The 26,518-nt window shown below is 72.3% G+C and carries 26 protein-coding genes; 10 read left to right on the top strand and 16 right to left on the bottom strand.

Annotation, left to right across the window (positions count from 1 at the left end):
- Nucleotides 1-69 precede the first annotated feature (69 nt).
- From DK419_RS04415 to fliL, 4 genes are read right to left on the bottom strand one after another with little or no spacing between them, the layout of a single operon-like run.
- The gene (locus DK419_RS04415; protein WP_342587213.1) at nt 70-1,089 is read right to left on the bottom strand and encodes a MotE family protein; all 1,020 of its coding nucleotides are present in this window, start codon (nt 1,087-1,089) and stop codon (nt 70-72) included.
- Nucleotides 1,086-1,637, bottom strand: a complete 552-nt coding sequence (locus DK419_RS04410; RefSeq protein WP_109958019.1) for a DUF6468 domain-containing protein — start codon at nt 1,635-1,637, stop codon at nt 1,086-1,088. The genes DK419_RS04415 and DK419_RS04410 overlap by 4 nt, the downstream gene beginning before the upstream one ends.
- A 41-nt stretch (nt 1,638-1,678) precedes the next feature.
- Complete coding sequence (gene fliM / locus DK419_RS04405; RefSeq protein ID WP_048436196.1) at nt 1,679-2,893, bottom strand: flagellar motor switch protein FliM; 1,215 nt, start codon at nt 2,891-2,893, stop codon at nt 1,679-1,681.
- A gap of 28 nt (nt 2,894-2,921) precedes the next feature.
- Nucleotides 2,922-3,428: a flagellar basal body-associated protein FliL gene (gene fliL, locus DK419_RS04400; RefSeq protein ID WP_109958018.1), complete on the bottom strand. Its 507-nt coding sequence runs from the start codon at nt 3,426-3,428 to the stop codon at nt 2,922-2,924.
- A 279-nt stretch (nt 3,429-3,707) separates the two neighbouring features.
- On the opposite strand from fliL, the gene flgF reads away from it, so the two are divergent.
- From flgF to flgH, 4 genes are read left to right on the top strand one after another with little or no spacing between them, the layout of a single operon-like run.
- Nucleotides 3,708-4,454, top strand: coding sequence for a flagellar basal-body rod protein FlgF (gene flgF, locus DK419_RS04395; protein ID WP_109958017.1), 747 nt, complete (start codon nt 3,708-3,710; stop codon nt 4,452-4,454).
- Between the two features lie 15 nt (nt 4,455-4,469).
- Entirely contained in the window at nt 4,470-5,261 is a 792-nt protein-coding gene (gene flgG / locus DK419_RS04390) for a flagellar basal-body rod protein FlgG (RefSeq protein WP_109958016.1), read from the top strand.
- 8 nt (nt 5,262-5,269) lie between these two features.
- Nucleotides 5,270-6,307, top strand: coding sequence for a flagellar basal body P-ring formation chaperone FlgA (gene flgA / locus DK419_RS04385; protein ID WP_109958015.1), 1,038 nt, complete (start codon nt 5,270-5,272; stop codon nt 6,305-6,307).
- Between the two features lie 12 nt (nt 6,308-6,319).
- Nucleotides 6,320-7,057, top strand: a complete 738-nt coding sequence (gene flgH / locus DK419_RS04380) for a flagellar basal body L-ring protein FlgH (protein ID WP_109958014.1) — start codon at nt 6,320-6,322, stop codon at nt 7,055-7,057.
- Nucleotides 7,058-7,607: 550 nt separating this feature from the next.
- Here flgH and dksA read toward each other — a convergent pair.
- From dksA to DK419_RS04345, 7 genes are all read right to left on the bottom strand, one after another.
- A complete protein-coding gene (gene dksA, locus DK419_RS04375) occupies nt 7,608-8,027 on the bottom strand; it encodes an RNA polymerase-binding protein DksA (protein ID WP_048436190.1) in 420 nt (139 codons plus the stop codon).
- A 159-nt stretch (nt 8,028-8,186) separates the two neighbouring features.
- Complete coding sequence (locus tag DK419_RS04370; protein WP_167450826.1) at nt 8,187-9,212, bottom strand: hypothetical protein; 1,026 nt, start codon at nt 9,210-9,212, stop codon at nt 8,187-8,189.
- Between the two features lie 14 nt (nt 9,213-9,226).
- The gene (locus DK419_RS04365; protein ID WP_109958013.1) at nt 9,227-10,603 is read right to left on the bottom strand and encodes an MBOAT family O-acyltransferase; all 1,377 of its coding nucleotides are present in this window, start codon (nt 10,601-10,603) and stop codon (nt 9,227-9,229) included.
- A gap of 88 nt (nt 10,604-10,691) precedes the next feature.
- Nucleotides 10,692-11,108 carry a type II toxin-antitoxin system HicB family antitoxin gene (locus DK419_RS04360; protein WP_109958012.1) on the bottom strand — a complete coding sequence of 139 codons (417 nt, stop codon included), beginning with the start codon at nt 11,106-11,108 and terminating at the stop codon, nt 10,692-10,694.
- A gap of 30 nt (nt 11,109-11,138) precedes the next feature.
- Nucleotides 11,139-11,300 (bottom strand): type II toxin-antitoxin system HicA family toxin, encoded by a 162-nt coding sequence (locus DK419_RS04355; RefSeq protein ID WP_425352659.1) that lies wholly within the window; start codon nt 11,298-11,300, stop codon nt 11,139-11,141.
- A gap of 142 nt (nt 11,301-11,442) precedes the next feature.
- Nucleotides 11,443-13,122, bottom strand: a complete 1,680-nt coding sequence (locus tag DK419_RS04350) for a methyl-accepting chemotaxis protein (protein WP_162561143.1) — start codon at nt 13,120-13,122, stop codon at nt 11,443-11,445.
- A gap of 160 nt (nt 13,123-13,282) precedes the next feature.
- Complete coding sequence (locus tag DK419_RS04345; RefSeq protein WP_109958009.1) at nt 13,283-13,699, bottom strand: flagellar assembly protein FliX; 417 nt, start codon at nt 13,697-13,699, stop codon at nt 13,283-13,285.
- A 234-nt stretch (nt 13,700-13,933) separates the two neighbouring features.
- Here DK419_RS04345 and DK419_RS04340 point away from each other — a divergent pair, with 234 nt between their 5' ends.
- From DK419_RS04340 to DK419_RS04330, 3 genes are all read left to right on the top strand, one after another.
- The gene (locus DK419_RS04340) at nt 13,934-15,037 is read left to right on the top strand and encodes a flagellar basal body P-ring protein FlgI (RefSeq protein ID WP_109958008.1); all 1,104 of its coding nucleotides are present in this window, start codon (nt 13,934-13,936) and stop codon (nt 15,035-15,037) included.
- Between the two features lie 95 nt (nt 15,038-15,132).
- Entirely contained in the window at nt 15,133-15,471 is a 339-nt protein-coding gene (locus DK419_RS04335) for a rod-binding protein (RefSeq protein ID WP_109958007.1), read from the top strand.
- The gene (locus tag DK419_RS04330) at nt 15,464-15,952 is read left to right on the top strand and encodes a hypothetical protein (RefSeq protein WP_109958006.1); all 489 of its coding nucleotides are present in this window, start codon (nt 15,464-15,466) and stop codon (nt 15,950-15,952) included. Before DK419_RS04335 ends, DK419_RS04330 begins: the two co-directional genes overlap by 8 nt.
- A 3-nt stretch (nt 15,953-15,955) precedes the next feature.
- Here DK419_RS04330 and DK419_RS04325 read toward each other — a convergent pair whose 3' ends face one another.
- Nucleotides 15,956-16,294, bottom strand: a complete 339-nt coding sequence (locus DK419_RS04325; protein ID WP_245442825.1) for a porin — start codon at nt 16,292-16,294, stop codon at nt 15,956-15,958.
- A 369-nt stretch (nt 16,295-16,663) separates the two neighbouring features.
- A complete protein-coding gene (locus DK419_RS04320; RefSeq protein ID WP_109958004.1) occupies nt 16,664-17,869 on the bottom strand; it encodes an iron-containing alcohol dehydrogenase in 1,206 nt (401 codons plus the stop codon).
- 306 nt (nt 17,870-18,175) lie between these two features.
- Between DK419_RS04320 and DK419_RS04315 the strand changes: the two genes are divergently transcribed.
- From DK419_RS04315 to DK419_RS04305, 3 genes are all read left to right on the top strand, one after another.
- A complete protein-coding gene (locus tag DK419_RS04315; protein WP_109958003.1) occupies nt 18,176-19,402 on the top strand; it encodes an ABC transporter substrate-binding protein in 1,227 nt (408 codons plus the stop codon).
- 15 nt (nt 19,403-19,417) lie between these two features.
- Nucleotides 19,418-20,008, top strand: a complete 591-nt coding sequence (locus tag DK419_RS04310; protein WP_109958002.1) for a glutathione S-transferase family protein — start codon at nt 19,418-19,420, stop codon at nt 20,006-20,008.
- 112 nt (nt 20,009-20,120) lie between these two features.
- Nucleotides 20,121-21,029 carry a LysR substrate-binding domain-containing protein gene (locus DK419_RS04305; RefSeq protein WP_109958001.1) on the top strand — a complete coding sequence of 303 codons (909 nt, stop codon included), beginning with the start codon at nt 20,121-20,123 and terminating at the stop codon, nt 21,027-21,029.
- 88 nt (nt 21,030-21,117) lie between these two features.
- On the opposite strand, the gene DK419_RS04300 is transcribed toward DK419_RS04305, so the two are convergent.
- The 3 genes from DK419_RS04300 to DK419_RS04290 all read right to left on the bottom strand — a co-directional run bounded on the left by DK419_RS04300 (nt 21,118) and on the right by DK419_RS04290 (nt 26,373).
- The gene (locus DK419_RS04300) at nt 21,118-22,911 is read right to left on the bottom strand and encodes a hypothetical protein (protein WP_109958000.1); all 1,794 of its coding nucleotides are present in this window, start codon (nt 22,909-22,911) and stop codon (nt 21,118-21,120) included.
- Nucleotides 22,912-22,926: 15 nt separating this feature from the next.
- Nucleotides 22,927-24,807, bottom strand: a complete 1,881-nt coding sequence (flgK, locus tag DK419_RS04295; RefSeq protein WP_109957999.1) for a flagellar hook-associated protein FlgK — start codon at nt 24,805-24,807, stop codon at nt 22,927-22,929.
- A gap of 180 nt (nt 24,808-24,987) precedes the next feature.
- Nucleotides 24,988-26,373, bottom strand: coding sequence for a flagellar hook protein FlgE (locus tag DK419_RS04290; RefSeq protein ID WP_109957998.1), 1,386 nt, complete (start codon nt 26,371-26,373; stop codon nt 24,988-24,990).
- Between the last annotated feature and the right edge of the window lie 145 nt (nt 26,374-26,518).

The following is a 26,518-nucleotide window of genomic DNA, read 5'->3' as shown; positions in this document are numbered from 1 at the left end:
TGTCCGCCCGAAAATCCCGAGCCGGCACCATGCCGCCACACGGCTAACGAGGGCTTAAACCGGGCCGCTCTAGCGCGTCCCGTCGATCGCCGGCAGCTCGCCGGGGGGCAGGCCCGGAGCGGCCGCCGCGGATTTCGGGCTGCCGGCGCCGCGGGCGCGCTGGGCGAGCGCCACGGTCAGGCGCTCGGCCGCGTCGGGCTGCATCACCGCCAGCACCTCGGCCATCTTGCGCGGGTTCATGCCGACCACCACTGGCACCAGCACGTCGAGCTTCAGCCGGTCGAAGACCCGGGCGGCCTCCTTGGGCTTCATCGTCTCGTACATCGTGACCAGGGACTTGAGCCCCGCGGCCTCGGCTTCCGCGCGCTTGGCCGCCGCGTCGTCGCCCTTCTGCTCCAGGGTCTTGAGGTCGTTGATGCGGGTCTCGAGCTTGCGCTCGGCGTTCTCGATCAGCTGCTCGCGGGTCTCGAGGTCGCGCGAGCGCTGCTGGAGCGCGTCGCGGCGGGCGCCGAGCTTCTCGAGGATCGCCCGTTCGGAGGGCGAGGCCGGCTCGGCGGCCGGCCGCGACGGCTCGGGCGGGCGCGCGGCAGCGGCCGGCTCCTTGGAGGCGTCCTTGGGCGCCTCCTTCGCCGCGAGCGAGCCGGTGATCGTCGGGTCGAGGGGCTCGTAGCCGGAGCGGGCATGGACCAGGAGCTCGGCGAAGCGCGCCCCGGTCGAGGGCCCGGCATCGAGCACGGCGAGCACCTTCAGGAGCAGCAGACCCGAGGCCGCCACCGCCACCGCGTCGACGAGGCGCAGGCGGATCATCGGCCCGCGCCAGGCCGGCGTCGCGAGGAGGCGCTGCACCAGGACGGCGACGGAGGCGGGCGCCTGCGGGAGCTTGGCCGGCAGCGTGCCGGCGGCAGGCCGCGCGGCCGGCTTGGGAGCCGCGGGATTGGCGGCGGGCTTCTGGGCGGCGGGCTTCCGGGTCGCGGGGCTGGTCGCGCCGGCTCCGGCCGCCGCCGGGGGGGCGCCACCGGGCGCGGCGCCGGCCGGGAGTGCGGCCGGCGGCAGCCCGGCGAAGCGGCGCAGGAGCAGCGCGAGGGTCATGCGGCCTGGGCCTGCAGGCGGCTCAGGGCCCGCTCGCTCAGCGCACGGGCGGCGGCGGCGGCGGCGCCGAGGCGCTCGCCGGTGGAGACCGGCCGCGGCTCGGGCGCGGGCGGCGGCACGGGGGCGACCTGGGGCGCGACCGGAGCCGGCGCGACGAAAGCCGCGGGGGCCTGCGCCTCGGGCGCCGGCGCGAGGCCCGCCACCTCGCCGGGCACCGCCGCCCGGGCCTGGGCCACGATGCGGCCGATGCGCGAGAGCACCTCGTCGCCGGCCTGGAGCTGGGCGGCGAGGTCGGCGTTGGTGCGCTCGGCCAGGCGCAGGCGCTCGGCCAGCGTGCGGTCGCACTCGGCGAGCGTGGTGCGCAGGCCCGTGATGGCGCGCTCGGCCGATTCGGTCGCCACCATCAGGTCGCCGATGGTCTGGCGCATCGCCGCCTCGTCGCCCTTGAGGCGGGTGATGCGGCGCCCGAGGCTCACCGAGGTACCGATGCAGGCGACGAGCAGGACCGCCACCAGCAGGTCGGCCAGGATGCTGACGATCAGGCTCACGACGCGGCCTCGCTGCGGGTTTGGGAGGGGGACATGCGGCTCTACCCGTCCTTGCGGTTCTGCATCGAGGCCTCGAAGGCCGCGAAGGTGGTGCGGGCGCGCCGCAGCGGGCGCGTCACCTGCACGGCGATGCTGTCGTCGAGGCGGCCGATCCGCCCCTGCGTCATCGCCCAGTCGCCGCAGCGAAGCGTGATGAGGTCGGCGGGCTTGGCGTCGAACATGATGGTGTCGCCGACCTCGAGCGACAGCACCCGGCGCAGCGGAAGCGACATCTCGTGCAGGACCGCCTCGACCGCGACGTCGGCCTGGAAGATCTCGGTGGCGAGGTGCCCTTCCCAGATGTGGTCGCGGCCGAGCTTCTCGCCCATGAAGCTCTGCAGCAGCAGGTCGCGGATCGGCTCGATCGTGGCGTAGGGAAACAGGATCTGGAGGAGGCCGCCGCGGCCCTCCATGTCGAGCTTGAGGTCGATCAGGATCGCGGCGTTGGCCGGCCGGGTGATGGTGGCGAAGCGCGGGTTGGTCTCGATCCGGTCGATGAGGAAGCGCACCGGCGAGAGCGGCTGGAACGAGGCCTCGAGGTCGCCCAGGATGATCTCGACCATCCGGCGCACCAGCTGCATCTCGATCGGCGTGAACGGCCGGCCGTCCAGCCGGATGCTGGTGCCGCCGCGCTTGCCGCCGAGGAGCAGGTCGAGGGTCGAGTAGGCGAGGTTCGACTCGACCGTGACGAGCCCCGAATTCTCCCAGGCATCGGCCCGGAACACGCCGAGCAGCGTCGGCAGCGGGATCGCGTTCAGGTAGTCGCCGAAGCGCACCGAGGTGATGTTGTCGAGGGTGACCTCGACGTTGTCCTGGAAGAAGTTGCGCAACGAGGTCGACAGCAACCGGATCATCCGGTCGAAGACGATCTCGAGCATCGGCAGGCGCTCGTACGAGACGACGCCCGAATCGACGATGGCCCGGATGCCGCCTGCGCCCGAGGCCGAGAGCTCGCGCAGCGAGAACCCGAGGACCTGGTCGATCTCCTCCTGGTTCAGGATGCGGTCGTTGCCGGCGAGCTCGGGGAGGTTCTCGGCCTCGCCCTCGTCGATCATGTTGGCCCACTCGGCCGCCATGTCGCTCGCCTGGGTGGCGGTGCCCTGCTCCGCCAGCGCCGCGCCCCATTCCTCGGCGAGCGAGGCGTCGCCGCCGCCGCCCTGCTCGATCAGGGCCGCGGCCCAGTCGTCTTCGTCGATGGTGTCGTCAGGTCCGGCCACGGAAGCACCAAATCCCGCTCGAGGATCACTACTGGATGGTGAAGTCCTTGAAGAGCACGGCGTCGACCTTGGCGGGGTAGACCGCCACGTTGACCCGCCGCAGCAGCTCCTCCCGCAGGCGGTAGGTCCCGCCCGCCGCCTCGAAGTCGCCGACGCGCAATTCGCGCACGAAGCCCTGGAAGGTGTCCTCGACCCGCGGCATCAGCGGCTGGATCTCGGTCACCACCTTGGAATCCCGCACCTCGAGGGCGACCTTCAGGCGCACGAAGCGCGGCTGGGTCTGCCCCGGCTCGGGCATCAGGTTCATGGTCATCTCGCGCACGTCCATGAACGCGACCGGCAGCTTCTGCTCGGGCGCCGGCTTCTCGGCGTGCGCCGCGCGGCTGCGCATCAGCAGGAAGCCGCCGCCGCCGCCCGCCGCCAGCAGCAGCGCGGCGCCGATGACGATCAGCTTCTTCCTGGCCCCGCCGGCGGGGGCCGCGCCCTCCTCGCCCTCGGCCTCCGGAGCCGGTGCCTTCTTCGGCTTCTTGGCCATCGCCCGCCGTCCAAATCCTTGAAAACCCGTCGCCGGGACGTGTCCGCACTGTGTGCGAAGACGGTTAACGCCCCGTTAAGGCGGCAAATTCTGCCCGGTCGATCCTGCCGGGTCGGCACGAAACGACCCGGGCCGTCGCGGCCTGCGATTAACCAAGCATTTGCCATGACAGCAAAAATCCGGGCGCGCCGGCTTGGCACGGCCCCTGCGATCGTCGGGGCGGGCCCGCCGCTGGGGAGCGGGGTGGCCCGACCGTCACGCATCGTCGGGGAGTAGCCGGTGCAGAATGCTCAGTTGATCGGGCTCTCGTCCCAGATGGCGCTCGGGCGCGAGCTCGAGGTCATCGCCAACAACATGGCCAACGTCACCACGACGGGCTTCAAGGCGCGCACGACGCGCTTCCAGGAATACCTGATGCCGAAGGCGAGCGCGGAGAACTTCCAGCGCCCCGACCGCAAGCTGTCCTACGTGATCGACTCGGGCACGCCGCTCGATCTCACGCAAGGCCCGATCGAGGCGACCGGCAACCCGCTCAACGCGGCGATCCGCGGCGACGCGTTCTTCGCCGTGCAGACGCCTCAGGGCGAGCGCTACACCCGCAACGGCGCCTTCGAGCTCAACGCGCAGGGGCAGATCGTCACGAGCGACGGCAACCCCGTCCTCGGCGAGGGCGGCCCGATCCAGATCGGCCAGCAGGAGACCGGGCTCGCGCTCGGGCCGGACGGCACGATCTCGACGAACCAGGGCACCCGCGGCAAGCTGCGCCTCGTCACCTTCGCCAACCCGCAGGGCCTGACCAATGCCGGCGGGAACCTCTATTCCTCGACCACGCCGCCCCAGCCGGCGGGCCCCCAGGGGCGGATCGAGCCCGGCGCCCTCGAGCGCTCGAACGTCCGCCCGGTGCTGGCGATGACCCGGATGCTGGAGGTGAACCGCACCTACCAGCTCGTCTCCGACACGGTCTCGCGGCTCGATTCGTTGCGCGGCACGGCGATCCAGCGCCTCGCCGACGTCGGCAACGCGTAAACGGAGCCAACGACGATGCGCGCGCTCTACGCCGCCGCCACCGGCATGGCGGCCCAGGAACTCAACGTCCAGGTCATCTCGAACAACATCGCGAACCTGCGCACCACCGGCTACAAGCGCCAGCAGGCGCATTTCCAGGACCTGCTCTACCAGAACCTGCGCCGGGCCGGCACCGCGACCTCGGACCAGAACAACCAGCTGCCGGCGGGCCTCGCCCTCGGCTCGGGCGTGAAGACCACCTCGACCGCCCGGGTGATGTCGCAGGGCACGCTCACCTCGACCGAGAAGACCTACGACATCGCCGTGCGCGGCGAGGGCTTCTTCCAGGTCACGATGCCCGACGGGCGCACGTCCTACACCCGCGACGGCTCGTTCGACCTCGATGCGCAGGGGCAGATCGTCACCCGCGAAGGCTACCTGATGAACCCGAACATCACGGTGCCGAACAACGCGACCGGCGTCACGATCAGCGCCTCGGGCATCGTGCAGGCGCAGATTCCGGGCCAGACCGCGCCGCAGAACCTCGGCCAGATCCAGATGGCCCGGTTCGTCAACAAGGTCGGCCTCGAATCGATCGGCGACAACTTGTTCACCGAGACCCTGGCCTCGGGACCGCCGATCACCGGCGTTCCCGGCACCGACGGGTTCGGCAACCTGCAGCAGAGCTACCTCGAAGAGGCCAACGTCAACGCGGTCTCGGAGATCTCCTCGCTGATCGCCGCGCAGCGCGCCTACGAGATGAACTCGAAGGTCGTGACCGCCGCCGACCAGATGCTCTCCACCACCTCGCAGATGTTCCGCGGATGAGCGCCCCGATGACCCGTCCCGCCCTCCCGGCGCCGGAGGCGCGCCGCGCGCTGCTCGGCCCCGGCATCCTGTCGCGCACCGCGCTGACGCTGCTCGCCTTCGGCCTGCTCACCCTGCCGGTGCTCGCCGGCGAGCGCCTCGCGCTCAAGGGCGACATCACCGCCGAGCGCGACGTCATCACGCTCGGCGACCTCGTCGCCGGGGCGCCGCCGGCGCTCGCCCAGAAGGCCCTGTTCCGGGCCCCGGCGCTGGGCACCTCCGGCACGATCCAGGTCCGGCGCATCGTCGAGGCGACGGCCGGGCTCGGGCTCGACGCGCCGGAGAGCGGCGGCCGGCTGCAGATCTCGGTGCAGCGGGCGGCCCGCCGCATCGCCGCGCCGGAGATCGAGGGCGCCGTCAAGGCGGCGCTCGCCAAGCTCCGCGGCCTCGATGCGAGCTTCACGTCGATCGCCTTCGAGGGCGAGACGCCGGTGCTGACCGTGCCGCCGGACCTCGTCGCCGCGGCGACCGCCCAGGAGGTGACCTACGATCCCCGCAGCCGCCGCGTCACCGCCCTCGTGGTGGTGGGCGAGCGCCAGGCGTCGCTGCGGGTGTCGGGCCAGGTAGTCGAGATGGCCGACGTCGCGGTGCTGACCCGCGCGATCAACCGCGGCGAGACGCTGTCGGTCCCCGACATCGCGGTCGAACGGCGCCCGCGCGAGGGCCTGCCGGCCGACACCGCGGCGGACGCCGCCGCCTTCGTCGGCCAGGTAGCCCAGAAGCCGCTCGGCGCCGGCACGGCCTTGCGCGCCGGCGAGCTCGGCCGGCCGGACCTCGTCGCCCGCGGCGAGGCGGTGACCATCGTGTACGAGACCCCCGGCGTGGCCCTGGCGCTTCGCGGCCAGGCCCGCGAGGGCGGCCCCCTCGGGGCGGTGATCGGGGTGATCAACCCGGTCTCCAAGAAGGTGATCCAGGCCACCGTGATCGGCCCCGGCCGCGTCACCGTGGCGCCGATCGTGCCGGTGACGGCGGCCGCTCCCGGCCGCCTCGCCTCGGCCCGGCCGTGAGGAGGCCCTGAGATGACCGCCTCCCGCCTCGCCCTCGCCTGCCTCGCGGGCACGCTCCTCGCCGGCTGCAACACCGTCGACCGGCTCTCCAACATCGGCGCGACGCCGGCGCTCTCGGCGATCGAGGACCCGACCGCCCAGGCGGGCTACCGCCCGGTGCGGCTGCCGATGCCGGACGTCCAGCCGGTCTCCTACGCCTCGAACTCGCTCTGGCGCACCGGCTCGCGCGCCTTCTTCAAGGACCAGCGCGCCGCCAAGGTCGGCGACCTCGTCACGGTGAAGATCAACGTCACCGACAAGGCCAACCTCAACAACGAGACCAAGCGCTCGCGCGCCAACAGCGAGTCGTTCGGGCTCCCGAACGCCTTCGGGCTCGAGACGAAGACGAAGCTCCTCGGCGGCATCGATCCGGAGAAGATGCTCAAGACGGAATCGGTCACCAGCAACGACGGCGCCGGCTCGGTCCAGCGGGCCGAGACCGTGACCACCAACGTCGCGGCGATCGTCACGCAGGTGCTGCCGAACGGAAACCTGGTGCTGGAAGGCCGCCAGGAGATCCGCATCAACTTCGAGGTGCGCGAACTGATCGTCGGCGGCGTGGTGCGGCCGGAGGACATCGAGTCCGACAACACGATCGATTCGAGCAAGATCGCCCAGGCCCGCATCGCCTATGGCGGCCGCGGCCAGATCACCGATGTGCAGCAGCCGCGCTACGGCCAGCAATTCCTCGACGTCGTGCTGCCGTTCTAGCGAACGGTGCCGTTCTAGCGAACGGTGCCGTTCGCGGCGAACGGCACCGCGCAGAGATCCCGCACCGGGCGGCGCGCTCCCCCTTGAGCCGCTCGGACGCGGCGCGGCCCCGGCACTCCCCGCCGGGGCCGCCCTTGCTTTTCAGGTGCCGAAACGCGGTTCGCCGGGGATCCGGCCCTCACCGCCCCAGGTCAGGTCACGTTTCGATGAAGACGCATCTCGCGGCCCGTGCGCGAACCCTCCCCCGCAGCGGGCAGGGCTGTCCGGGGAAAAGAATGGCACGGGTTCCCTCCTCTCCCCGCGGGCGGGGAGAGGCTTTCGCCCCCCTTGCCGGGGGTGAAAGGAGCGCAGGCGGAGCCGGAGCGAGGGTGAGGGGGTCTCGACGAGTGAGACTCTTCCGGAAACACCCCCTCACCCTCGCCCTGCGGGCTCCTTGAGCACCCGACAAGGGGTACTCAAGCCTCTCCCCGCCCGCGGGGAGAGGGGAGACTCGCGTCTTTTCATTTCCCCGGACAGTCCTGCCCAGCGGGGGGAAGGGTGGACGGCGAGGTCAATCGTCCCGGTACACCCGCTCCCGGCGCTCGTGGCGCTCCTGGGCCTCGAGGGACAGGGTCGCGATCGGGCGGGCCTCCAGGCGCTTGAGGGAGATCGGCTCGCCGGTCTCCTCGCAGTAGCCGTAGGAGCCGTCCTCGATGCGGGCGAGCGCCGAGTCGATCTTGGCGATCAGCTTGCGCTGCCGGTCGCGGGCCCGGAGCTCGATCGCCCGGTCGGTCTCCGACGAGGCGCGGTCGGTCAGGTCGGGGTGATTCTCGTTCTCGCTCTGCAGCGCCACCAGGGTATCCTGGGCCTCGCGCAGAATGTCTTGCTTCCAACCCTGGAGCTTGCGGCGAAAATACTCCCGCTGACGCTCGTTCATGAAGGGCTCGGCGTCATTGGGGGCATAGCCCTCCTCGATCACGATCTTCGCCATCGCGCCCCTCGGAAAACAGATGTTGTCCTGACCGCAGCCGACGTCATGGCCGCAGCCCACTTGGCGCAGCCCTATAATAGAGGCCGCACGACATCACAATGTCCCTGCACCGCACGCAAGGACCGGACCAGGGGACGGCGGCATTCTGCTGCAAACGTGTCACGGTCGTAGGCCATCTGCACCAGCCGCCGGGGCCCCGAGCGCCGCCGCAATGTCGGCTTCCAGACGTCGGGCGACGGGGTGGCGGTAATGCGAGCCGTCGAAGAACAGGTCGGGCCCGTGCAGTTCGGGCCGGTCGCCGGACCAGTCGACGACCCGGCCCCGCGGCGCCACCGCGGCGGCGAGCGCGGCGCGGCACGCGGCGGCGGCGGCCGCCCGGGGGGTGCCCGGCCGCGGCAGCGTCGCCGGGGCGACCGGGGGAAAGACCAGCACCAGAGCCGTGCCGGGGCCCAAGCGGTCGGCGAGCGCGCGCAGGGCGGCGGCGGCGGGGAAGCCGGGCCCGCCCTCGCCGGGATCGGGTCCGTCCGGGGCCGCCTTCGCCCGTGAGGCGACGCGGGCCGGCATGTCGGGATCGCCCAGCCGCAGGTAATCCGGCTCGTAATCCCAGTAGCCGTCGGGAGCCGCCCGGCGCGGGGCGGAGCGCATCGCCCAGCCGAGGCGGTTGACGACCTCCTGGGCGACGGTGATGCGCAGGAGGCCGCGCAGGTAGCCCGGCCAGTCGGCGGCGAGCAGCCAGGACGGGAACGGCCGCTGCGGCGGCAGCGCGGGATCGCCCGTGCACCAGAACGCGTCGGCCCCGAGGACCAGGGCCCGTGCCCGCGGGTGGTGGCGCAGGAAGTAGTCGGCGACCAGAAACTGCTCGCCCGGGCCGGTGCCCGGCACCGAGAGCTGCACGAACGGGATCCCGGTCGCGGCCCGCAGGCGCTCGGGCGAGATCAGCTGGACGTGCGAGTTGCCGACGATCGCCGCGTCGTAGGCGGGATCGCGGCCCCGGCTCGCCGAGGCGGTGCGGGGCCCTTGCGGGCGCACGCCGTCGCGGGCGACGAGCCGCGGACGGCCGGTGTCGTAGGGATCGACCGCGAGCGCGAGGGCGAGGTACCCGGCGAGCAGCAAGGCCGCCGCGGTCACGAGGCGGATCGCGAAACGCCGCCACGCGGCGTCCAGGTCCAGGGGGTCGGCGCGCATCGGGTCGGCTCCCCTCAGAACTGGAAGTAGATGAACTCGTAGTTCGCGTCGTCGCCGATGCGCAGCAGCACCGCGACGAGGAGCACCGCGAAGGCGATCGCCAGCGCCGGCCGCGGCGGCAGGCGGTGGACCGCCGCCCAGGCGGTCGGGCCGATCAGCGCCACCAGGGCGGCGGGCACGAAGGCCCGCCACTTGAAGCCGTGGCCGACCGGCGCGAGGCCGATGAGCCCCTTGAACACCGCGAGCGCCGCCTCGAAGCTGGTGGCGCGAAACAGCACCCAGGTCAGCGCCACGAAGGCGAAGGTGAGCGCCCAGCCCAGCAGCGCCGGCATCGGCAGGCCGGCGCGGCGCCACATGAGCCCCGCCCCGAGCCCGGCCCCGTGCGCCGCCCCCCAGGCGACGAAGGTGAGGCCGGCCCCGTGCCACAACCCGCCGAGCGTCATGGTGGCGAAGAGCGCAGCGACCTGCACCGCGAGGCCCCGGCGGTTGCCGCCGAACGGGATGTAGAGGTAGTCGCGCAGGAAGCGCGACAGGGTCATGTGCCAGCGCCGCCAGAAATCCTGCAGCGAGGTGGCGCGGTAGGGCACGTCGAAGTTCTGCGGCAGGACGATCCCGAACAGCAGCGCCAGGCCGAGCGCCATGTCGGTGTAGCCCGAGAAGTCGAAGTAGATCTGGAACGTGAAGGCGAGCGTGCCCTGCCAGGCCTCGACGAGGCTCACCACCTTGCCCTCCGCGGCGGCCTGGAACACCGGGTTGGCGTAGGCCGCGAGGGGATCGCCGAGGAAGACCTTCTTGGCGAGCCCGAGGCAGAGCAGCATCAGGCCGCGGCCGATCCGCTCGGCGGCGTCGGGCCGGGCATAGGGCTTCTCGTCGAACTGGTGGAGGATCTCGCTCCAGCGCACCAGCGGGCCGGCGAGCACCTGCGGGAAGAACGCGATGTAGAGGGCGTAGCGCGTCAGGTCCATCTGCGGCGCCCGGCCGGCGCGCAGGTCGGTCAGGTACATCACGTGGTGGAAGGTGAAGAACGAGATGCCGAGCGGGAGCGCAAGGCTCGGGCGGCCCAAGTCGTGGAGGCCCGGCAGGAGCGCGGCGAGGCCGGCGAGGAACCCGGCATACTTGAACAGCGCCAGGACCGCGAGGTTTACCGCGATGGCGAGCGGGATCAGCAGGCCTGCGCGGCTGCGCCCGAACCAGCGGGCGACGAGCCAGTTCAGCCCGATCGAGGCCGCGAGCAGCGGCACGAAGCGCGGGTCCCACCACCCGTAGAAGACGAGCGAGAGCCCGACGAGCAGCGGCAGCCGCCAGCCCGGCCGGTGCAGGGCGACGATCGCGTGGAGACCCAAGGCCACCGGCAGGAAGCCGAGGAGGAACGGGAAGGAGTTGAACAGCATCGCGGCCGGGGTGACGCGGACCTCACGGCGGCACCAGGACCGCCCGTCTTCGAACGGGCGCCGTTGTGGGAGATGAAGGGGTGAGGCGTCAACGGCCGGGGGCCGCGCCCTCCGAAAGACGCGCCTTGGCGGCCGCCACCAGGAAGCCGGAGCGGGTCTCGCCCCGCAGGGCGGCGGCGCGGTCGATCCGGCGCAGGATCGTCTCCTCGACCGAGATGTTGACCCGAACGGCCCGGCCCGGAAGATCGACGTCGATCAGGCCGATCATCGCACCGGCCGAATCCTCGCGAAACGCCGGATCGTCCTGCATCTCCCGCAGGGTGCGCGCGGGCGGCACCGCCTCTCCGTCCTCGACCATGCCGGCGACGTGGAACGCCAGCATCTCGGCGGCCTTCACATAGAGCGTATCGAGATCCTGCGCGACGGTGGTGGCGCCGGGAAAATCCGGGAAGGACGCCCCGTAGACGCCGTTCTCCTCGTGGATCAGCATGACGAGGCGAGCCATTCGTTCTCTCCTGTGCTCATCGAGCCCCGTTCACCATTCCCAGCCGGCCTGGCGATAGATGCTGCGCAGCGTTCCGGTCGGAATTTCGGGCTCACCCGAATCGACCGTTACCTTGCCGGGCTTCGTCGGATGCCTGAACTGCAGATGGTCACCCGGCCCTTTTCGTACCAGCTGCCATCCCTCCGACCGCAAGGCCGAGACGACGTCCCGCGTCCTGTTGCTGCGCGATCGACGGGACAAGGCGGCCTCTCGGGAGCGAGGACGGAGCAGAGGACACCCGATCTGCTATTGTGTAACTATACACAACATCGATCGATGACAATGCATGCCCGGCTCATGCCGCCCGCACATCGCCCAGGAACCCCACCACCTCGCGCTGCAGCTCCTCGGCGGAGCGGGACATCGCCCGCGCCGCGCCGAGAACCTGGGCGGCCGCCGTGCCGGTCTCGCCGGCGCCGTCGCGCACCGTCGCGATGGCGTCCGTGACCGCGTGCGTGCCGTGGGAGGCCTGCTGGACGTTGCGGGCGATCTCCCGGGTCGCGGCGCCCTGCTCCTCCATCGCCGCGGCGACGCCTGCCGCGATGGTGTCCATCTCGCCGATCCGCCGGCCGATCGCCGCGATGGCCTCGACCGCCCCGCCGGTGCCGGCCTGGATCGCACCGATCTGCCGGGCGATCTCCTCGGTCGCCCGGGTCGTCTGCTCGGCGAGCGCCTTGACCTCCGCGGCGACGACCGCGAAGCCGCGGCCCGCCTCGCCGGCCCGCGCCGCCTCGATCGTGGCGTTCAAGGCCAGGAGGTTGGTCTGGCCGGCGATCCCCGAGATCAGCCCGACGACGTCGCCGATCGTCCGGACCCCGGTGGCCAGGGACTGCACCACCGCGTCGGTGCGCTGCGTCTCCTCCCGGGCCATGCCGGCCATGCGGGCCGACTGGCCGACCTGCGCGGCGATCTCCTGGACCGAGGCGGCGAGCTCCTCGGTCGCGCTCGCCACCGTCTGCACGTTGGCGGAGGTCTGCTCGGCGGTCGCCGCCACGGTCACGGACTGGCCGGTGGTCGCCTCGGCGGTGGCCGCCATGGTGCCGGCGGCAGCCTCCATGCCGGAGGCCGCGTCGGCGACGCCGCGGCTGAGCGCCATCACCCGGGTCTCGAAGGCGCGCGTCAGGCCGTCGAGGTGCTCGGCCCGGCGCATCTTGGCGTCGGCCTCGAGGGCCGCGGCGCGGTCCGCCTCGCGCTTGGCGACGAGCGCGTCCTTGAACACCTGCAGGGCGCGGGCGAGCGTGCCGATCTCGTCGCGCTTGTCGCGGTCGGTCACGCTCACGGACAGGTCGCCGTCCGACAGGGCCCGCATCTGGCCGGTGATGCGGGTGAGCGGCGTCGAGACGCCGGCGAGCACGATCCGGCCCGCCACCGCGAGGGCGAGCGCCGCCACCAGAACCACCCCGACGAGGGTCCAGGCCAGCAGGCGGTAGAGGGCGTCGGCGGCCGCCTTGCCGTCCCGGGCCTCGTCGAGCTGCAGCTCGACGAGCTTGCCGACCGCGTCGGAGATCGGGTCGATCGCCGGGTAGAGGTCGCGGCCGACGAAGGCGGCGAGGCCGGCGGCGTCCTCGGCCCGCAGCAGGCCGACCAGCCGGGCGATCGCCGGCTTTGCCCGCTCCATCGCGCCCTCGACCTCGCCGGCGATCCGCGCCTCGTGCGGGCTCATCGCCTTGCCGCGATAGGCCGACCAGTGGGTGCCGACCTGGGACAGCGCCTGCTCGACGTTCTTGAGGCCCTCGGCCGAGGTCAGGATGCCGGCGCGGCGCTTGTGCGAGGTGTCGACGATGTTGACGGCGTAGAGGTCGGCCACGGCCTTGAGGTCGCGCAAGGGCACGACGCGGCCGCTGTAGATGTGGTCGACCGCGTCGCGCATCGCGGCGACGCCCCACCATCCGCCCCCGAGCGCCGCAGCGATCAGCCCCGCCAGAATCAGGAGAAGCGCGATCAGCCTCCCGCGGATGGATGTGAGGGCGCGCATCAAGTCTGGCTCCGGCATGAGGGCATCCGGAACTTGCCCTCGAACCCTGAAGGAATGCCTAAAACTTGTGCAGAAACAAGAAGAAACAATGAAACCCAGTATAGCGCGGTGCTCGTCGGAGTTGCACCTCGGTCATGTCCCGCAGTCGGACGACGCCCGGTCAGCCCCCCGCCATCCCGAGCTTGGCCAGTTCCACCTGCGCCCGCAGCTCGATATGGCCCAGAAGGTCGTCGAGGCGCGGGTCGCCGGTGCTGCCGTTGCGCTCGGCGAGGCGGCCGGCGATGGCCTTCAGCTCCGAGGTCGCGACGCGGCCGCCCAGCAGGGCGGCCTTGAGGCGGTCGAGGGCGTCGAGGAGGTCGTGGCCGCGCTTCGTCGCCCGGCGGCGGCGGTCGGCCGAGATCTCGTCCTGGCTCTGCAGGGTCAGGATCGCGCTCAGGCTGGCGAGCGGCATCGCGCTGCCGGCGCTGACGGGCCCGCGCGCCGCCTCCATCCCGAGGGTGAACACGCCGCCTGCCGGCAGGGAGCGCGGTCCGGCCCCCGACAGGGGGGCGGCCGCGAGGCGGGTGTCGACGCGCATGGGATCGGGTCCGGGTGACGGGTTCGCTGGTCCTGACCCAAACCTCGCCCGGGTATGGTGAATGCGCCGTAAACGAGGCGGCAGAACTTGCCGCGGGGCGAAAACGACCGGGCCCGGATCGGCCGCCCGGGCCCACTCCTCGCAACGAAGCGGTAACCTTACCAGAGACTTACGCCGCACGAGCGGGCTGGCACGGTCCTGGCAATCCGGTCTGTCGAGTTTCGGGACCCCGTCATGCGCCTCCGCCTCCTCGTCCTTGCCTGCCTCGCTTTCCTCTCGGCCCACCCGGCGCTCGCCCTGTCGCGGGTGAAGGACCTCGCCAGCGTCGAGGGGATGCGGTCGAACCAGCTCATCGGCTACGGCATCGTGGTCGGGCTCAACGGCACCGGCGACACGCTGAACAACGCGCCCTTCACCAAGCAGTCGGTGCAGGCGATGCTGGAGCGGCTCGGGGTCAACACCCGCGGCGCCACGATGCGCACCGCCAACCTCGCCGCCGTGATGGTGACGGCGAACCTGCCGCCCTTCGCCGCGCAGGGCACGCGGATCGACGTCACGGTGTCGTCGCTCGGCGACGCCAAGTCGCTCCAGGGCGGCACGCTGCTCGTCACGCCGCTGCTGGGCGCCGACGGCGAGGCCTACGCGGTGGCGCAAGGGTCGCTCGCCATCGCGGGCTTCCAGGCCGAGGGCGACGCGGCCAAGATCACCCGCGGCGTGCCGACCAACGGCCGCATCGCCAACGGCGGGGTGATCGAGCGCGAGATCGCCTTCAAGCTCAACGAGCAGAAGTGCCTGCGCCTGTCGCTGCGCAACCCGGACTTCACCACCTCGAAGCGGATCGCCGCGGCGATCAACGACTTCATGGGCGCCGACACCGCCGAGCCGACCGACCCCTCGACCGTCACCCTGCAGGTGCCGCCGCGCTACCAGGGCAACATGATCCGGCTGCTCACCGAGGTCGAGCAGCTCAAGGTCGAGCCCGACCAGACCGCCCGGGTGGTGATCGACGAGCGCTCGGGCATCATCGTGATGGGCCGCGACGTGCGGGTCTCCACCGTCGCGGTGGCGCAGGGCAACCTCACCGTCACCATCACCGAGCAGCCGCAGGTGAGCCAGCCGGCGCCGTTTTCCAACGGCGAGACCGTGGTGGTGCCGCGCACCGCCCTCAAGGTCGATGCCGGCGAGAAGAACAAGCTCGCCCTGGTCAAGGAGGGCGTGACCCTGCGCGAGCTGGTCGACGGGCTCAACGCGCTCGGCATCGGCCCGCGCGACCTGATCTCGATCCTCCAGGCGATCAAGACCGCCGGCGCGCTCCAGGCCGACATCGAGGTGATGTGAGGCGGCCCGACGCCGTCCCGCCCCACCCGTCCCGCTCCCTTCCGCTCGCCTGCCCTTCCTCTTGCCTGCCCTTCCCTCACACCCCGAGGTCCACGATGCTTCCCCTCGCTTCCCTCGCGGCCTCCGCCGGAATGGCGGTCGGCCAGGCCCTTGCCGGGGCGGTCTCGTCCGGCCCGGCGGCGAGCGCCGACAAGACCAAGATGCAGAAGACCGCCAAGGACTTCGAATCGATGTTCCTGGAGCAGAGCCTCGACGTGCTCAACCGCTCGGAAGGAACCGACGGGCCGCTCGGCGAGAACGGCACCGGCGGCGGGGTCTACCGCTCGATGCTCAACAAGGAATACGCCCAGTCGATCGTGCAGAGCGGCGGCGTCGGCATCGGCGACCAGGTGATGCGCGAGATGCTGCGGCTCCAGGGAGGCGCCAATGGCTGAGGCCGCCCGCCCCGCTCCGATCCGGGTCGCCGACGCCGACGGCGCCGAGCGCCTGGTCACCGAGACGCTGTCGACGATGCGCGACCTCGAGGCCCTCCTCGGGCGCGAGAGCGACCACATCCGGGTCGGCCGCCTCGCCGAGGGCCTGGCCGAGGCCGAGCGGAAGACCGCGCTCGCCGGCGCCTACCTGCAGGGCCTGCAGGCGGTGAAGGCCAACGCCGTGGCGCTCGCCCGCTTCGCCCCCGAGGGGATCGCGGCGCTCCGCGAGGCGCATGGCCGCTTCTCGGAGGCGATCGCGGCGAACCAGGCGGTGCTGGCCACCGCCCGGTCGGTCTCGGAAGGGCTGCTGCGCAGCCTCTCGGCGGAGATCACCCGCAGCGGCGAGCCCAAGGGCTACGGCACCGGCTACGGCGGCAATCCGGCCCCCTCCCCCTACGGTCGGGCGCGCAGCGCGCCGCTGGTGCTGTCGCGCAGCCTGTGAGCCTCAGTGCCCGGTGCCGAGCCGGATATAGGCCCGGGCCGGGCCGTACCCGGTCTCCGTCCGGGCATCGATCGCGACCCGGCCGGAGCCGCCGACCACGCCCCGCGCCGCCCCGTCGAGCCCGGCTCCGGGCCGGGCGGGCACCGGCGTGCCGGCCTCGGCCCGCACCCGGCCGCTGATCCGCGTGCACGGCCCGCCGCGGGAGAAGCGGACGAAGCCCGGCCCCTCGTGCGGGCAGGCCTCCGGCGCCTTGGCGATGGGCAGGTCGCGCACGTCGAGGGCGTGGGCCGGGAGCGCCGCGGCGAGGGCGGCGGCGGCCAGGATCATCGATGTGGTGCGCAAAGGCCTGCCCTCCCGTTCGGGATGGAGAGAAACATGGCGGGGCTCGGCGCGCCAGGGCGTGGGGGACACAGGGTTTCGCGGGTGGTCTCGCGCAGGACGCGGCATCGACGGTGTCGGATGAAGCGCGGGCTTCCCCTCTCCTCGCGGGCGGGGAGAGGCCTGAGCTCCGAAGGGGCTCAGGAAGCCCGAAGGGCGAGGGTGAGGGGGTGTTCCCGGAATTGCCACATCCGGCACCTCCCCCTCACCCTCGCTCCGGCTTCGCCTCCGCTTGCCGCATTCCCTGGACGGGAACGCGGCCCTCTCCCCGCCCGCGGGGAGAGGAGGAATCCAGCGCCGTCCTCCACTACTCCGACCGCACTGGCGAACGCCTCACCCGACGCAACGCTCGAAGATCTCCTCGGCCTGCCTCACCGTCATCTTGCGCGCCGCGGGGCTCGCGACGATCGTGCGGTCGTGGGCGGTGGCCGGGTCGAAATCCTTGGCGGCGATGCCGGCGTAGAGGCCCGGGACCGCGCGGAGCGCCATCTCGCGCACCCGGTCGCGGGGCAGCTGATCGGGGGTGAAGCGGGTGGGAAAGCCGATATCGGCGTAGAGCGCCCGGATCGCGTCGGCGCAGGCAGAAATCATTTCCTGGCGCGACAGGCCGGCGGTCTCGACCTCGAGCGCCTCGGCGAGCGGGCGCACCTTGGCGGGCAGCACCGCGAGGTTGAATGTGACGACGTGCGGCAGCAGCACCCCGACGCCGTAGGGATGGGGCAGATCGAGGTGGCCCTCCAGCGGAAGCGAGAGAGCGTGGCCGTGGCCGAGGCGGGCGTTGCCGCAGGCGATGTTGGCCATGCAGGAGGCCACTAGGTTGTCCTCCCGCGCCCGGTCGTCGTCGGAATTGATCGAGGCGCGCAGGGACGCGGCCTGGAGGCGCACCGCGGCGAGCGCCACCGCGTCGGTGAGCGGCGAGGCGATGCCGCTGAGATACGCCTCGACGCCGTGGGTCAGGGCATCGACCGCCGGCAGCGCCGCGACGTGCATCGGCAGCGAGCGCAGGGTCACGGGATCGAGGATCGCCGCGTCGGGGAAGCTCAACGGGCCGCCGCCGAGCAGCTTCAGGTGGCGGACCTCGTCCTTGACGATGGTCCATTGCGACACCTCGGAGCCTGAGCCGGCGGTCGTCGGCACCATGATCATCGGCAGCGCCTTGCGGTCGAACTGGCCGACGCCGGTGCAGTCCGCCATGGGCTTGTGGTTCGTCGCCACGATGGCGATGCCCTTGCCGGTGCACATCACCGAGCCGCCGCCGAGGCACACGACGCCGTCGAGCCCCTCGCGGCGCACCCGCTCGCCCTGGTCGTCGATGTGCGAGCAGCGCGCGTCGATCCCGCACTCGTCGAAGCGCGCCACCGCGATCCCGGCCTCCGCGAGGGCGGCGAGCGCGTCGGCATGGAACCCTTGCGCCGAGATCACCGGATCGGACACGACCAGCACCCGGGTCATCTTGAGGTCGCGGGCGAGCGTGCCGATGGTGGCGAGCGCGCCGCTCCCCGAGACGATCCGGGTCGGCATGTAGAAGCTGGTGATCATGCGGGCGTCTCCTCGGAGAGCGGGGCGCCTGTGCTGTCGGGCCCTCGCGACGATGCCGGGGATGTCGCTCACGGACCGGCGCCCCGTCCAATACAAAGATCGGGCGCGAGCCATAGCCGGCGACGATGACGGGGCGCCGCACCCGGGGTCACGCCCTGCCATATCGGGAAACGATGACGGGGCCGTGCGCAAACTATTGGACGGCAATCGGTCGAACCCGCGATACCGTCGGCAGCCATCACGCATCGCCCCGACGCCCGAGAACGGGCGCGAGACCGGCCGGTGCCGATTACCGAGGAAACGCCCATGCCCTTCTCGTCCCGGCCCCGCACGAGCTGGACGCGACGCGCCGCCGTCGCCGGCCTCCTCGCCACGACGCTCGCCGCCCCTGCCCTCGCCGCCGAGACGCCTCTGCGCATCGGCGTGATCGAGGACCTGTCGGGGATGTATTCCGGCAATGGCGGGCCGAACATGGTGCTCGCCGCCACGATGGCGGCGGAGGATTTCGGCGGCAAGGTGCTGGGCCGGACGATCGAGGTGATCGGCGTCGACCACCAGAACAAGCCCGATATCGGTTCCGGCCTCGCCCGCCAGCTCGTCGACCAGCGCGGCGTCACGGCGTTCGTGCTCGGCGGCGCCAGCTCGGTGGGCCTCGGCGTCCAGGCCTACGCCAAGGAGCGCAAGATCACCACGATGGTGACCGGCGGCTACGCCTCGCAATTCTCCGGCCCGGGCTGCTCGCCCTACGGCACGCAATGGGTGCCCTCGACGGGCGAGCTCGCCAACGCGGTGGCGGGCGCCGTGGTGCAGAGCGGCGGCAAGAAGTGGTACTTCATCACCGCCGACTACGTGTTCGGCCACGGCCTCGCGGCGGATGCCGGCAAGGCCGTCAAGGCCGCCGGCGGCACGGTGGTCGGCGAGATCCGCCATCCGCTCGGCGCCACCGACATCTCCTCGCAGCTGATCCAGGCCCAGTCGTCGGGCGCCGACGTCATCGGGCTCGCCAATGCCGGGCCGGACCTCGTCAACACCATCAAGCAGGCGCGAGAATTCGGCATCACCTCGAAGGTGGTGGCGATGCTGGTCTTCACCAACAACACCGTCGCGCTCGGCCTCGACGTGGCGCAGGGCATCCGCATGGCGGTGAACTTCTACTGGGACGCCAACGACGCCAGCCGCGCCTGGGCCAAGCGCCTGATGGCGCGCAACGGCAACGTGGTGCCGACCATGGGCCACGCCGCCGCCTATTCCTCGGTGCGCCACTACCTGCGGGCGGTCGAGAAGGCCGGCACCGACGAGGCCGGCGCCGTCAACAAGGCGATGAAGGAACTGCCGATCGACGACGGCTTCTACGGCAACCCGCGCATCCAGGCGAACGGCCGGGTGGTGATGGACATGATGCTGGTCGAGGTGAAGAGCCCGAAGGAGTCGAAGAGCAAGGCCGACCTCTACCGCGTCATCGAGACGATCCCGGGCAACACGCTGTTCACCCCCGCCGACAAGAGCGGCTGCCCCCTGACCACCGCCGGCTGACCGGAGGCAACCCCCATGAAGCTCTTCGCCAACCCGACCTCGCCCTTCGTGCGCATCGTCCGCATGGCGCTCATCGAGAAGGGCCTGAACGACAGCGTCGACACGGCCTTCGTCGACGCCTGGGCCGACGACGCGGCCTTCCTCGACGCCAACCCGGCCGGCCGCGTGCCGACGCTCGTCACCGACGACGGCGTGCGGCTCACGGAAGCGCTCTTGATCCTCGCCCATCTCGACGCGACCGGGTCGACGCCCGCCGTGCTGGCGGGCGGGCCCGCCGCGCTCTCGGCCGCCGGGGTCGCGATCGGGGTGTTCGACGCCGCGGTCGCGGTCATCATCGGCCGCAAGTCGGCACCGGACTTCGATGCCGGCCTCGTCGGCACCAAGCGCTTCCGCACCATGCGGGAGGGCCTGCGGCGCCTGGATTCGGTGTTCGAGGGCGTCCAGGAGCCCTTCGGCCTGCCGGCGATCGCCGCGATCACGGCGCTCGACTACCTGGTGTTCCGCTTCCCCGACCACGACTGGCGGAGCCTCTGCCCCACGATCGCGGCCTTCCGCGACGCGCAAGCCGATCGGCCGTCGGTGCGGGATACCGTGCCGCGCGGGTAAGCATACGCCGAGCGCGCCCATGCGCTCCCCCCGAACCTCGGCTATCGTAGGGCTGACGGACAGGAATCCGGCGGTTGCGGCGAAGGCCGGGGATCAGGGGGGAACCGGCGCGATGGAGCTTCGCCATCTTCGCTACTTCGTCGCGGTGGCCGACGATCTCAGCATCACCCGGGCGGCGGAGCGGCTGAACATCGCGCAGCCGGCGCTGAGCCACCAGATCAAGAGCCTCGAGACCGAGATCGGCACCGCGCTCCTCCAGCGCCTGTCGCGCGGGGTGGCGCTGACCGAGCCGGGCCGCGCCTTCGCGGACGATGCCCGCGCGGTGCTCGCCGCCGTCGATGCGGCGAAGAGCCGGGCCCTGCGTATCGCGACCGGCGATGTCGGCCAGATCCGGATCGGCTTCACCTCCTCGGCCTCGTTCCACCCCCTGGTGACCGGGGCGATCCGCGACTACCGCAGCGCCTATCCGGACGTGCAGGTCGAGCTTCTCGAGGAGACGACCGCGAGCCTGCTCGCCGCCTTCCGGAGCAACCGGGTCGACGTCGCCTTCATGCGCCCGGACGAGGGCGAGGTCGACGATTTCTGGGCGCGCCACCTCTTCGACGAGCCGATGGTGGTGGCGCTCCCGGCGACGCACCGGCTCGCCGCGGAGACCGGCCCGGTCGGCCTCGCCGACCTCTCGGCCGAGGGCTTCATCGTCTATCCGCGCCGCAACGGGCGGGCGCTCTACGACGGCATCATGGCGGCCTGCGCGGCGGCCGGGTTCTCGCCCCGCATCGCCCAGAACGCGCCGCAGCTCGCCTCGGTGGTCAACCTCGTCGCCACCGGCATCGCGCTCGCCATCGTGCCGCGCTCGATGGCGCGGCTCGCCACCGAGGGCGTGCGCTACCGCCCGATCGGCGGTCCGGCCCCGGTCGCCCCAATGACCCTGGTGCGGCACCCGGCACCGGAGATGCCGCATGCGCGGATCTTCACGGATCTGGTCCTGGCGCGGGTGCGCAACGAGGGGGAGGCACCCTGAGGCGAGCGGGGCGGACCGGGTGAGGCCGGGAGCCGGGGTAGCGCGCCTCATCCCCCTCCCGCGGTCATCCCGTCGAGCGACCCGTCCCTCAGAGGTAGTTCGTCAGCGACAGCTTCGACAGCATCGAGGTCGCCTGGTAGCTCGCCTGGAGCTGCGTCTGCAGCGACAGGAGCTTGGCCGCCGCCTCCTCGGTCGAGACCGTCTCGACGCCGTCGACGGTCTTCTGCAGCATGGTCTTGGTGGCGACGTTCTGGCTCTTCTGGGTGTCGATCCGGGCCGAGGCCAGGCTCAGGTCCGTGGCGATGCCCTGCACGGTCGGCTGGCCGTCGGCGGGCCGGAGCAGCGCCTTCGTCCGGTCCGCGTAGAGCGCGAAGCGGGCGCCGGACGGGTCGCTGCTGCCGAAGGGGGTGACGGCGAGGATCGCCAGGCCGCTCAGGGCCGAGCGCAGGGCCGGCTCGTTGGCCTGGACCCCGATCGCCACCGACTGGTCGCGGGAGACCGGCACCGTCGCGGTCTGGCGCGGATCGGCGGAGGTGTCGTCGCCCTTGTACCAGACCAGGGTGCGGCCGCTCGGATCGGCGAGGAAGCCGGTGGCGTTGCCGGCGGCATCCGACGCGACCCGGCGCGGGTTCAGGCCCGGCGAGGACGAGCCGGCGAAGAAGTCGTCCACCGCCCGGAAGGCGGAGCCCGCCGCGAGGCTGGTGGTCGCCAGGGCGTCGAGCGTCCACGACAGGGTGTCCGACAGGTTGGCGGCGGTCTCGTCCGGCGTCGCCCCGATCTTGAAGCCGGGGGTGAAGTCGCTGGTGGTCGCCGACAGGGTGATGGTCTGGCTGGTGCCGTCGCGCAGGCCGACCGTGACCTGGACGCTGTCGCCCGCCTTGAGGCCGGCCCCGATCGCCACCGTCGCGGAGGCCGGGGTGCCGCCGGCGAGCGTCGCCGTCGCGCCGGGCGGGCTGCCGCTCTGGACGCCGACCACGGCCCTGCCGGCGAGCGCCGCGGTGAGGTTCTGCGCGCTCGCCGCCGCGTCGGCGCCGATCGCGAAGGTGCCGTCCCCGCCGCTCCCCGCATTCCGGGCGGTGAGGTCGAGGAGGCTCTGGCTCCCGTCCGCGTTCTGGACCGTCACCCGCACCACGTCGCCGTCCTTCGGCTGGCCGGCGAAGGACAGGGTGGCGGTGGACGGCGTGCCGGCCGTGAGCGCGACCGACAGGGCGGCCGGGTTCGAACTGACGACGCCCTGGAGGGTGAAGCCGAAATTCGCCCGCACGTCGGCCGAGGGGCTCTCCGACACGCTCGCGCTCGCCCCCGCGGACGCGACGTCGAGCCGGCCGGTCTTCGGCGAGCCGACCCCGAGATCGGCGGTCTGGCGCTCGGCGATCACCTGGCGCACCCCGGCGAGGCCGGCGGCGGAATCGCCGTCGAGGATGCGCTCGGCGCTCTCCACCGGCGCCCGGTCGGTGACCCGGCCGCCCATGATGTACTGGCCGCCGGTGGTCTGGTTGAGGGCGTCGAGGACGCCGCCGAGCTGGCCCAGCGCGCTCTGCTGCAGGATGGCGCGGGCGGTGGAGCCGGAGCCGGTGCCGGCACTGTCGAGGCCGTTCCAGGCCGCGGAGGTCAGGGTCGCGACCTGCTGCATGCTGGCGGAGGCCAGCGCCACCCGGGTCGCGCCGGTGCCGGCCGCCGCGATGTAGCTGTCGAGCGCCCCGATCTGGGCGCGGGCCGAGAGGCTCTGGGTGCGCCCGGCGCCGAGGCCGCCATAGGTGTCGGCGGTCCGGCCGCTGGCGATCTGGTTCGACAGCGTGCCGAGCGTCGCCTTCATCTCGACGAGGCGGCGGGTGTTGAGGTCGGCGGCGGCGGTGCCGGCCGCGAAGGGGGCGATCGTCATCGCGGGCGGTCCTCGTTAGATCCGGAGCAGGGTGTCGAGCATGTCGCGGGCGGCCGTCAGCACGCGGGCATTGGCGCCGTAGGCGGTCTGGAGCTGGATCAGCTTGGACATCTCCTCGTCCACGCTGACCCCGGATTCCTTGCCGAAGCGGCTCCGGGCCGAGGACAGGGCGATGGTCTGGCCCTCGTCGAGCTGCGTCGCCTCGGCGCTCGCCGCGCCGCGGGCATCGATCACCGACTGGGTAAAGCCCACGACCGTGGCGGAGCGCGGTGCGCTGACGCCGCCGATGCCGCTCGCCGCCGAGAAGGTCAGGGTGCGGTTGGTGAGCGCGTCGCCGAGGTATTGCGGCCGCGTCGCGTCGCCCGATTTCGTGCCGTCGGTGGTGTTCACCAGCGTCGACGAATCGGCGACGACCGCCGGGTTGACGGCGAGGCGCTGGGCGAAGCCCGTCAGGTGCGAGCCGCCCTCGAACGAGCCGGTGAACACGCCGTTGCCGGTCCCGGCATCGACGAACAGCGCGAGCTGGCCGGCGCCGGTCCTCGTGTCGGCGGCGCTCGTCGGCACCGTGACCGAGGCGGAGGCGCCGGTGAGCGTCAGGCGCGCCGGGTCCGACAGGATGCGCAACCCGCCGGCCGCCCCGCCGGGCGCGGCCGAGACGGTGAAGCCGGCGCCCAGCGCCTCGCCGATCTTGCCCGCGACGGTCGAGGGCCCGCCCGAGATGTCGACCGGCACCACGAGCGCGGTCGGGTCGTCGGTGAGGCTCGGGTCGATCGGCGTCGGCGCCGCCCCGTTCGTCGGCATCAGGATCAGGTTGCGGCCGACGCCCGCGGCGTTGCGCACGCCGAGCGTCACGGCGTTGCCGGCCTGGAGCCCGGTGAGGTCGATGTCGAAGCCCGACAGGCCGTTCGCCGACACCGCGGTGCCGGTCGCCGGCCGGTCGCTCGCCGCCCGCGACAGGCCGGCCGCGAGGTCGTCGAGCTGGCGCTGCGCCTGGACCAGGGTGTCGTCGCGCAGGGAGATCGCGGCGGCGATCGAGCCGGAGCGGATCGCCCCGGTGGCGACGAGGTCGATCCTGGCGCCGGCCGGCGTCGTCGCCGTCACGGTGCCGACGCCCCGGGCCGCCGGATCGCTCGCGTACTGCGCCTGGGCGCTCAGGGTGCCGCGGCCGTCGAAGGCCAGGCTCGCCGCCGCGCCGTGGTCGACCAGCGTCGCGCCGGAGGCGGTGAGCAGGGTGACCGAGCCGTCGTGCTGCTCGCTCACCTGCACGTCGAGGTACTGCGACAGCGCGTTGATCTGCTGGTCGCGCTGGTCGAGGAGCTCGGCGATGCTGGTGTCGCCGCTCGAGTTGCCGGTCGCGCCGACGATCTTGGTGTTGCTCGCGGCGATCTGCGTCAGGAGCGCGCTCGCCGCGGCGACGTCGGTGCCGAGCTGCCCCTCGAGGCCGGTGCGCAGGTCCTGCACGCCCTTCGCGATGCCGGACACCGTCGTGGCGACGGACCGGGCGCTGCTCACGACGCTCGCCCGCGCGGCGGCGGAGGTCGGGTCGGTCGTCAGCGACACGAGGGACTGGGTGAAGCCGTTCATCACCCCGTCGAGGGCGGCCGCGCTGCCCGGATTGCCGTAGAGCGCGTCGAGCTGCCCCTGCACCTTGGCGGTGAGCCCGGTAAAGGCCGCCCCGGCGGTCTCGAGCCGCAATTGCTTGAGCGAGACCGCGTCGAGGGTCCGGCTGATCGTGCCCGTGGCGACGCCCGAATTGCCGAGCTGCGCCACCGGGGTGAGGACGCGCTTGACGTAGCCGGCGCTGCCCGCGTTGGCGACGTTCTGCGAGACGAGGCCGATCGCGGCCTGCGTCACCTGCAGGCCGGCGGTCGCTGTGTTGAGGGCGTTGAGGGACATCGGTCGGATCCGGGGAGGCGGGTGAGGGCCGGGCCGTGCCGCCCGCGCCCCGGATCGGGGCGCGGCGCGGTCCGGCGTCTCGTGCGTCGGCCGGATCCGGTCGCCCGGATCGCGGCAGGGGGAGAACGGGCCGGATCCGGTCGCCCGGATCGCGGCAGGGGAACGATGGAGCGATCCGCGTCAGCGGATCACGTTGATGAGGTCGGACATCATCTGCTGGGCGGTCGACATCACCCGGGTGTTGGCCGAGTAGGCCTGCTGGGTGACGATGAGCTTCGAGAACTCGCCCGCCGTGTCGGTGTTCGACTGCTCGACGTTGCCGCCGATGATCGTGGTGCCGGCCATGCCGGTGAGCGGGCCGCCGGATTCCGCGGTCTGGGCGTAGTTGCCGCCCGAGACCGCCTTGAGGGCGTTCGGCGCGTTGAACCGTGCCACCCCGACCTGGGCGAGCGCCACGCTGTTGCCGTTGGAATAGGTCCCGGTCAGCTTGCCGTCGTTCGTCACCGCCAGCGAGTTGAGGGTGCCGGCGGCGTAGCCGTCCTGCTGCAGGGTCGTGGTCGAGACCTGGCCGCCGGACGAGCCGTACTGGGTGAGGCCGCCGGTGCCGAAATTGAGCGCGACCGCGCCGAGCTTCGTCCCGTTCACCGTCAGGTCGGGGATGCTGAGGCTGGTGCCGGTGGGCGCGGTCAGCTGGCCGCTGCCGTTGAAGGTGAAGGCGCTGCCGACGTTCTGCCAGGTCGTCCCGGAGGTCCCCGTGGCGGAGGTCCCCGTGCCGGTCTGGTTGGCGTAGAACAGGTTCCAGGTGCCGCCGGTGCCGGCGGTCGCGTCGGCATCCGCCACCTTGGCCCAGCGCAGCTGCACGCTCACCGGGGTGCCGGTGCCCGAATAGGCCGTGAGCTCGCCGCCCGCGACGCTGGAGCCGACGAAGGCCGCCGAATCGGAGGCCGCGACCGTCTTGCCCGCCGCGGTGCCGGTGAGCACGCGCGGATCGCCGCCCGGGAGGGTGCCGAGCAGCGCCGTGCCCGAGGTGGTGGCCGGGTTGCTCGGCAGGTTCGCCGCGTAGGAGATGCCCGTCGTGGCCTTCGCCGGCAGGCCCGCGTCGGAGACCCGGATCGGTCCGGTGCCGGTCGACTGGCCGGTGGCCGGGTCGAGGCTCTGCCCGGTGAGGTAGGCGCCGGCGCCGTTGACGAGGTAGCCGTCCCGGTCGACCGAGAAGTCGCCGCGGCGGGTGTAGAGGTCGGAGCCCGAGAAGACCGGTGCGCCGCCCGCGTCGCCCCCCTTGGTCTTGACCGTGAAGAACCCGTCGCCGTTGAGCGCCATGTTGGTGGCGATGCCGGTCGCCGCGACGTTGCCCTGCAGGCTGTTGGTCAGTTTCGCGAAGGCCGCGACCGAGCCGGCGGTCTGCTGCTTGGCCGGCTGCTCGGCCAGCATGTCGACGAAGTCGGTGTCGATCCGCTTGTAGCCGACGGTCTGCGAGTTCGCGATGTTGCCCGAGATGTTCTCGAGGCTGAAGGCCTGGGCCTTGAGGCCCGAGACCGAGGTCTGCAGCGCGCTGAAAACGTCCATCTTCCCCAGGACTCCATCCCGCCATACGTCGTTCGGGGAGAGGATCCGCAAGCCGTGTGCCAGGGCCAAGTCATTGATTTCATTGGAGGCCCGACCCGTCGCGCGGCAAAACCCGCCGGGCGCGGCCGGCCTCCCGCGGCAAAAT

Source organism: Methylobacterium terrae (genome assembly GCF_003173755.1).
In the GTDB taxonomy this organism is placed as follows: Bacteria; Pseudomonadota; Alphaproteobacteria; order Rhizobiales; family Beijerinckiaceae; genus Methylobacterium; species Methylobacterium terrae.
The sequence above is the reverse complement of the archived record's forward strand: the minus strand, read 5'-3'. Positions and strand labels throughout refer to the sequence as shown.

What these genes read in the sequence shown, in the direction of transcription:
- DK419_RS04415 (WP_342587213.1), bottom strand. Translation starts at nt 1,089, where the DNA reads ATGACCCTCGCGCTGCTCCTGCGCCGCTTCGCCGGGCTGCCGCCGGCC.
- fliL (WP_109958018.1), bottom strand. Translation starts at nt 3,428, where the DNA reads ATGGCCAAGAAGCCGAAGAAGGCACCGGCTCCGGAGGCCGAGGGCGAG.
- flgG (WP_109958016.1), top strand. Translation starts at nt 4,470, where the DNA reads ATGCGCGCGCTCTACGCCGCCGCCACCGGCATGGCGGCCCAGGAACTC.
- flgA (WP_109958015.1), top strand. Translation starts at nt 5,270, where the DNA reads ATGACCCGTCCCGCCCTCCCGGCGCCGGAGGCGCGCCGCGCGCTGCTC.
- flgH (WP_109958014.1), top strand. Translation starts at nt 6,320, where the DNA reads ATGACCGCCTCCCGCCTCGCCCTCGCCTGCCTCGCGGGCACGCTCCTC.
- dksA (WP_048436190.1), bottom strand. Translation starts at nt 8,027, where the DNA reads ATGGCGAAGATCGTGATCGAGGAGGGCTATGCCCCCAATGACGCCGAG.
- DK419_RS04370 (WP_167450826.1), bottom strand. Translation starts at nt 9,212, where the DNA reads ATGCGCGCCGACCCCCTGGACCTGGACGCCGCGTGGCGGCGTTTCGCG.
- DK419_RS04365 (WP_109958013.1), bottom strand. Translation starts at nt 10,603, where the DNA reads ATGCTGTTCAACTCCTTCCCGTTCCTCCTCGGCTTCCTGCCGGTGGCC.
- DK419_RS04360 (WP_109958012.1), bottom strand. Translation starts at nt 11,108, where the DNA reads ATGGCTCGCCTCGTCATGCTGATCCACGAGGAGAACGGCGTCTACGGG.
- DK419_RS04350 (WP_162561143.1), bottom strand. Translation starts at nt 13,122, where the DNA reads ATGCGCGCCCTCACATCCATCCGCGGGAGGCTGATCGCGCTTCTCCTG.
- DK419_RS04345 (WP_109958009.1), bottom strand. Translation starts at nt 13,699, where the DNA reads ATGCGCGTCGACACCCGCCTCGCGGCCGCCCCCCTGTCGGGGGCCGGA.
- DK419_RS04340 (WP_109958008.1), top strand. Translation starts at nt 13,934, where the DNA reads ATGCGCCTCCGCCTCCTCGTCCTTGCCTGCCTCGCTTTCCTCTCGGCC.
- DK419_RS04335 (WP_109958007.1), top strand. Translation starts at nt 15,133, where the DNA reads ATGCTTCCCCTCGCTTCCCTCGCGGCCTCCGCCGGAATGGCGGTCGGC.
- DK419_RS04330 (WP_109958006.1), top strand. Translation starts at nt 15,464, where the DNA reads ATGGCTGAGGCCGCCCGCCCCGCTCCGATCCGGGTCGCCGACGCCGAC.
- DK419_RS04320 (WP_109958004.1), bottom strand. Translation starts at nt 17,869, where the DNA reads ATGATCACCAGCTTCTACATGCCGACCCGGATCGTCTCGGGGAGCGGC.
- DK419_RS04315 (WP_109958003.1), top strand. Translation starts at nt 18,176, where the DNA reads ATGCCCTTCTCGTCCCGGCCCCGCACGAGCTGGACGCGACGCGCCGCC.
- DK419_RS04310 (WP_109958002.1), top strand. Translation starts at nt 19,418, where the DNA reads ATGAAGCTCTTCGCCAACCCGACCTCGCCCTTCGTGCGCATCGTCCGC.
- DK419_RS04305 (WP_109958001.1), top strand. Translation starts at nt 20,121, where the DNA reads ATGGAGCTTCGCCATCTTCGCTACTTCGTCGCGGTGGCCGACGATCTC.
- DK419_RS04300 (WP_109958000.1), bottom strand. Translation starts at nt 22,911, where the DNA reads ATGACGATCGCCCCCTTCGCGGCCGGCACCGCCGCCGCCGACCTCAAC.
- flgK (WP_109957999.1), bottom strand. Translation starts at nt 24,807, where the DNA reads ATGTCCCTCAACGCCCTCAACACAGCGACCGCCGGCCTGCAGGTGACG.
- DK419_RS04290 (WP_109957998.1), bottom strand. Translation starts at nt 26,373, where the DNA reads ATGGACGTTTTCAGCGCGCTGCAGACCTCGGTCTCGGGCCTCAAGGCC.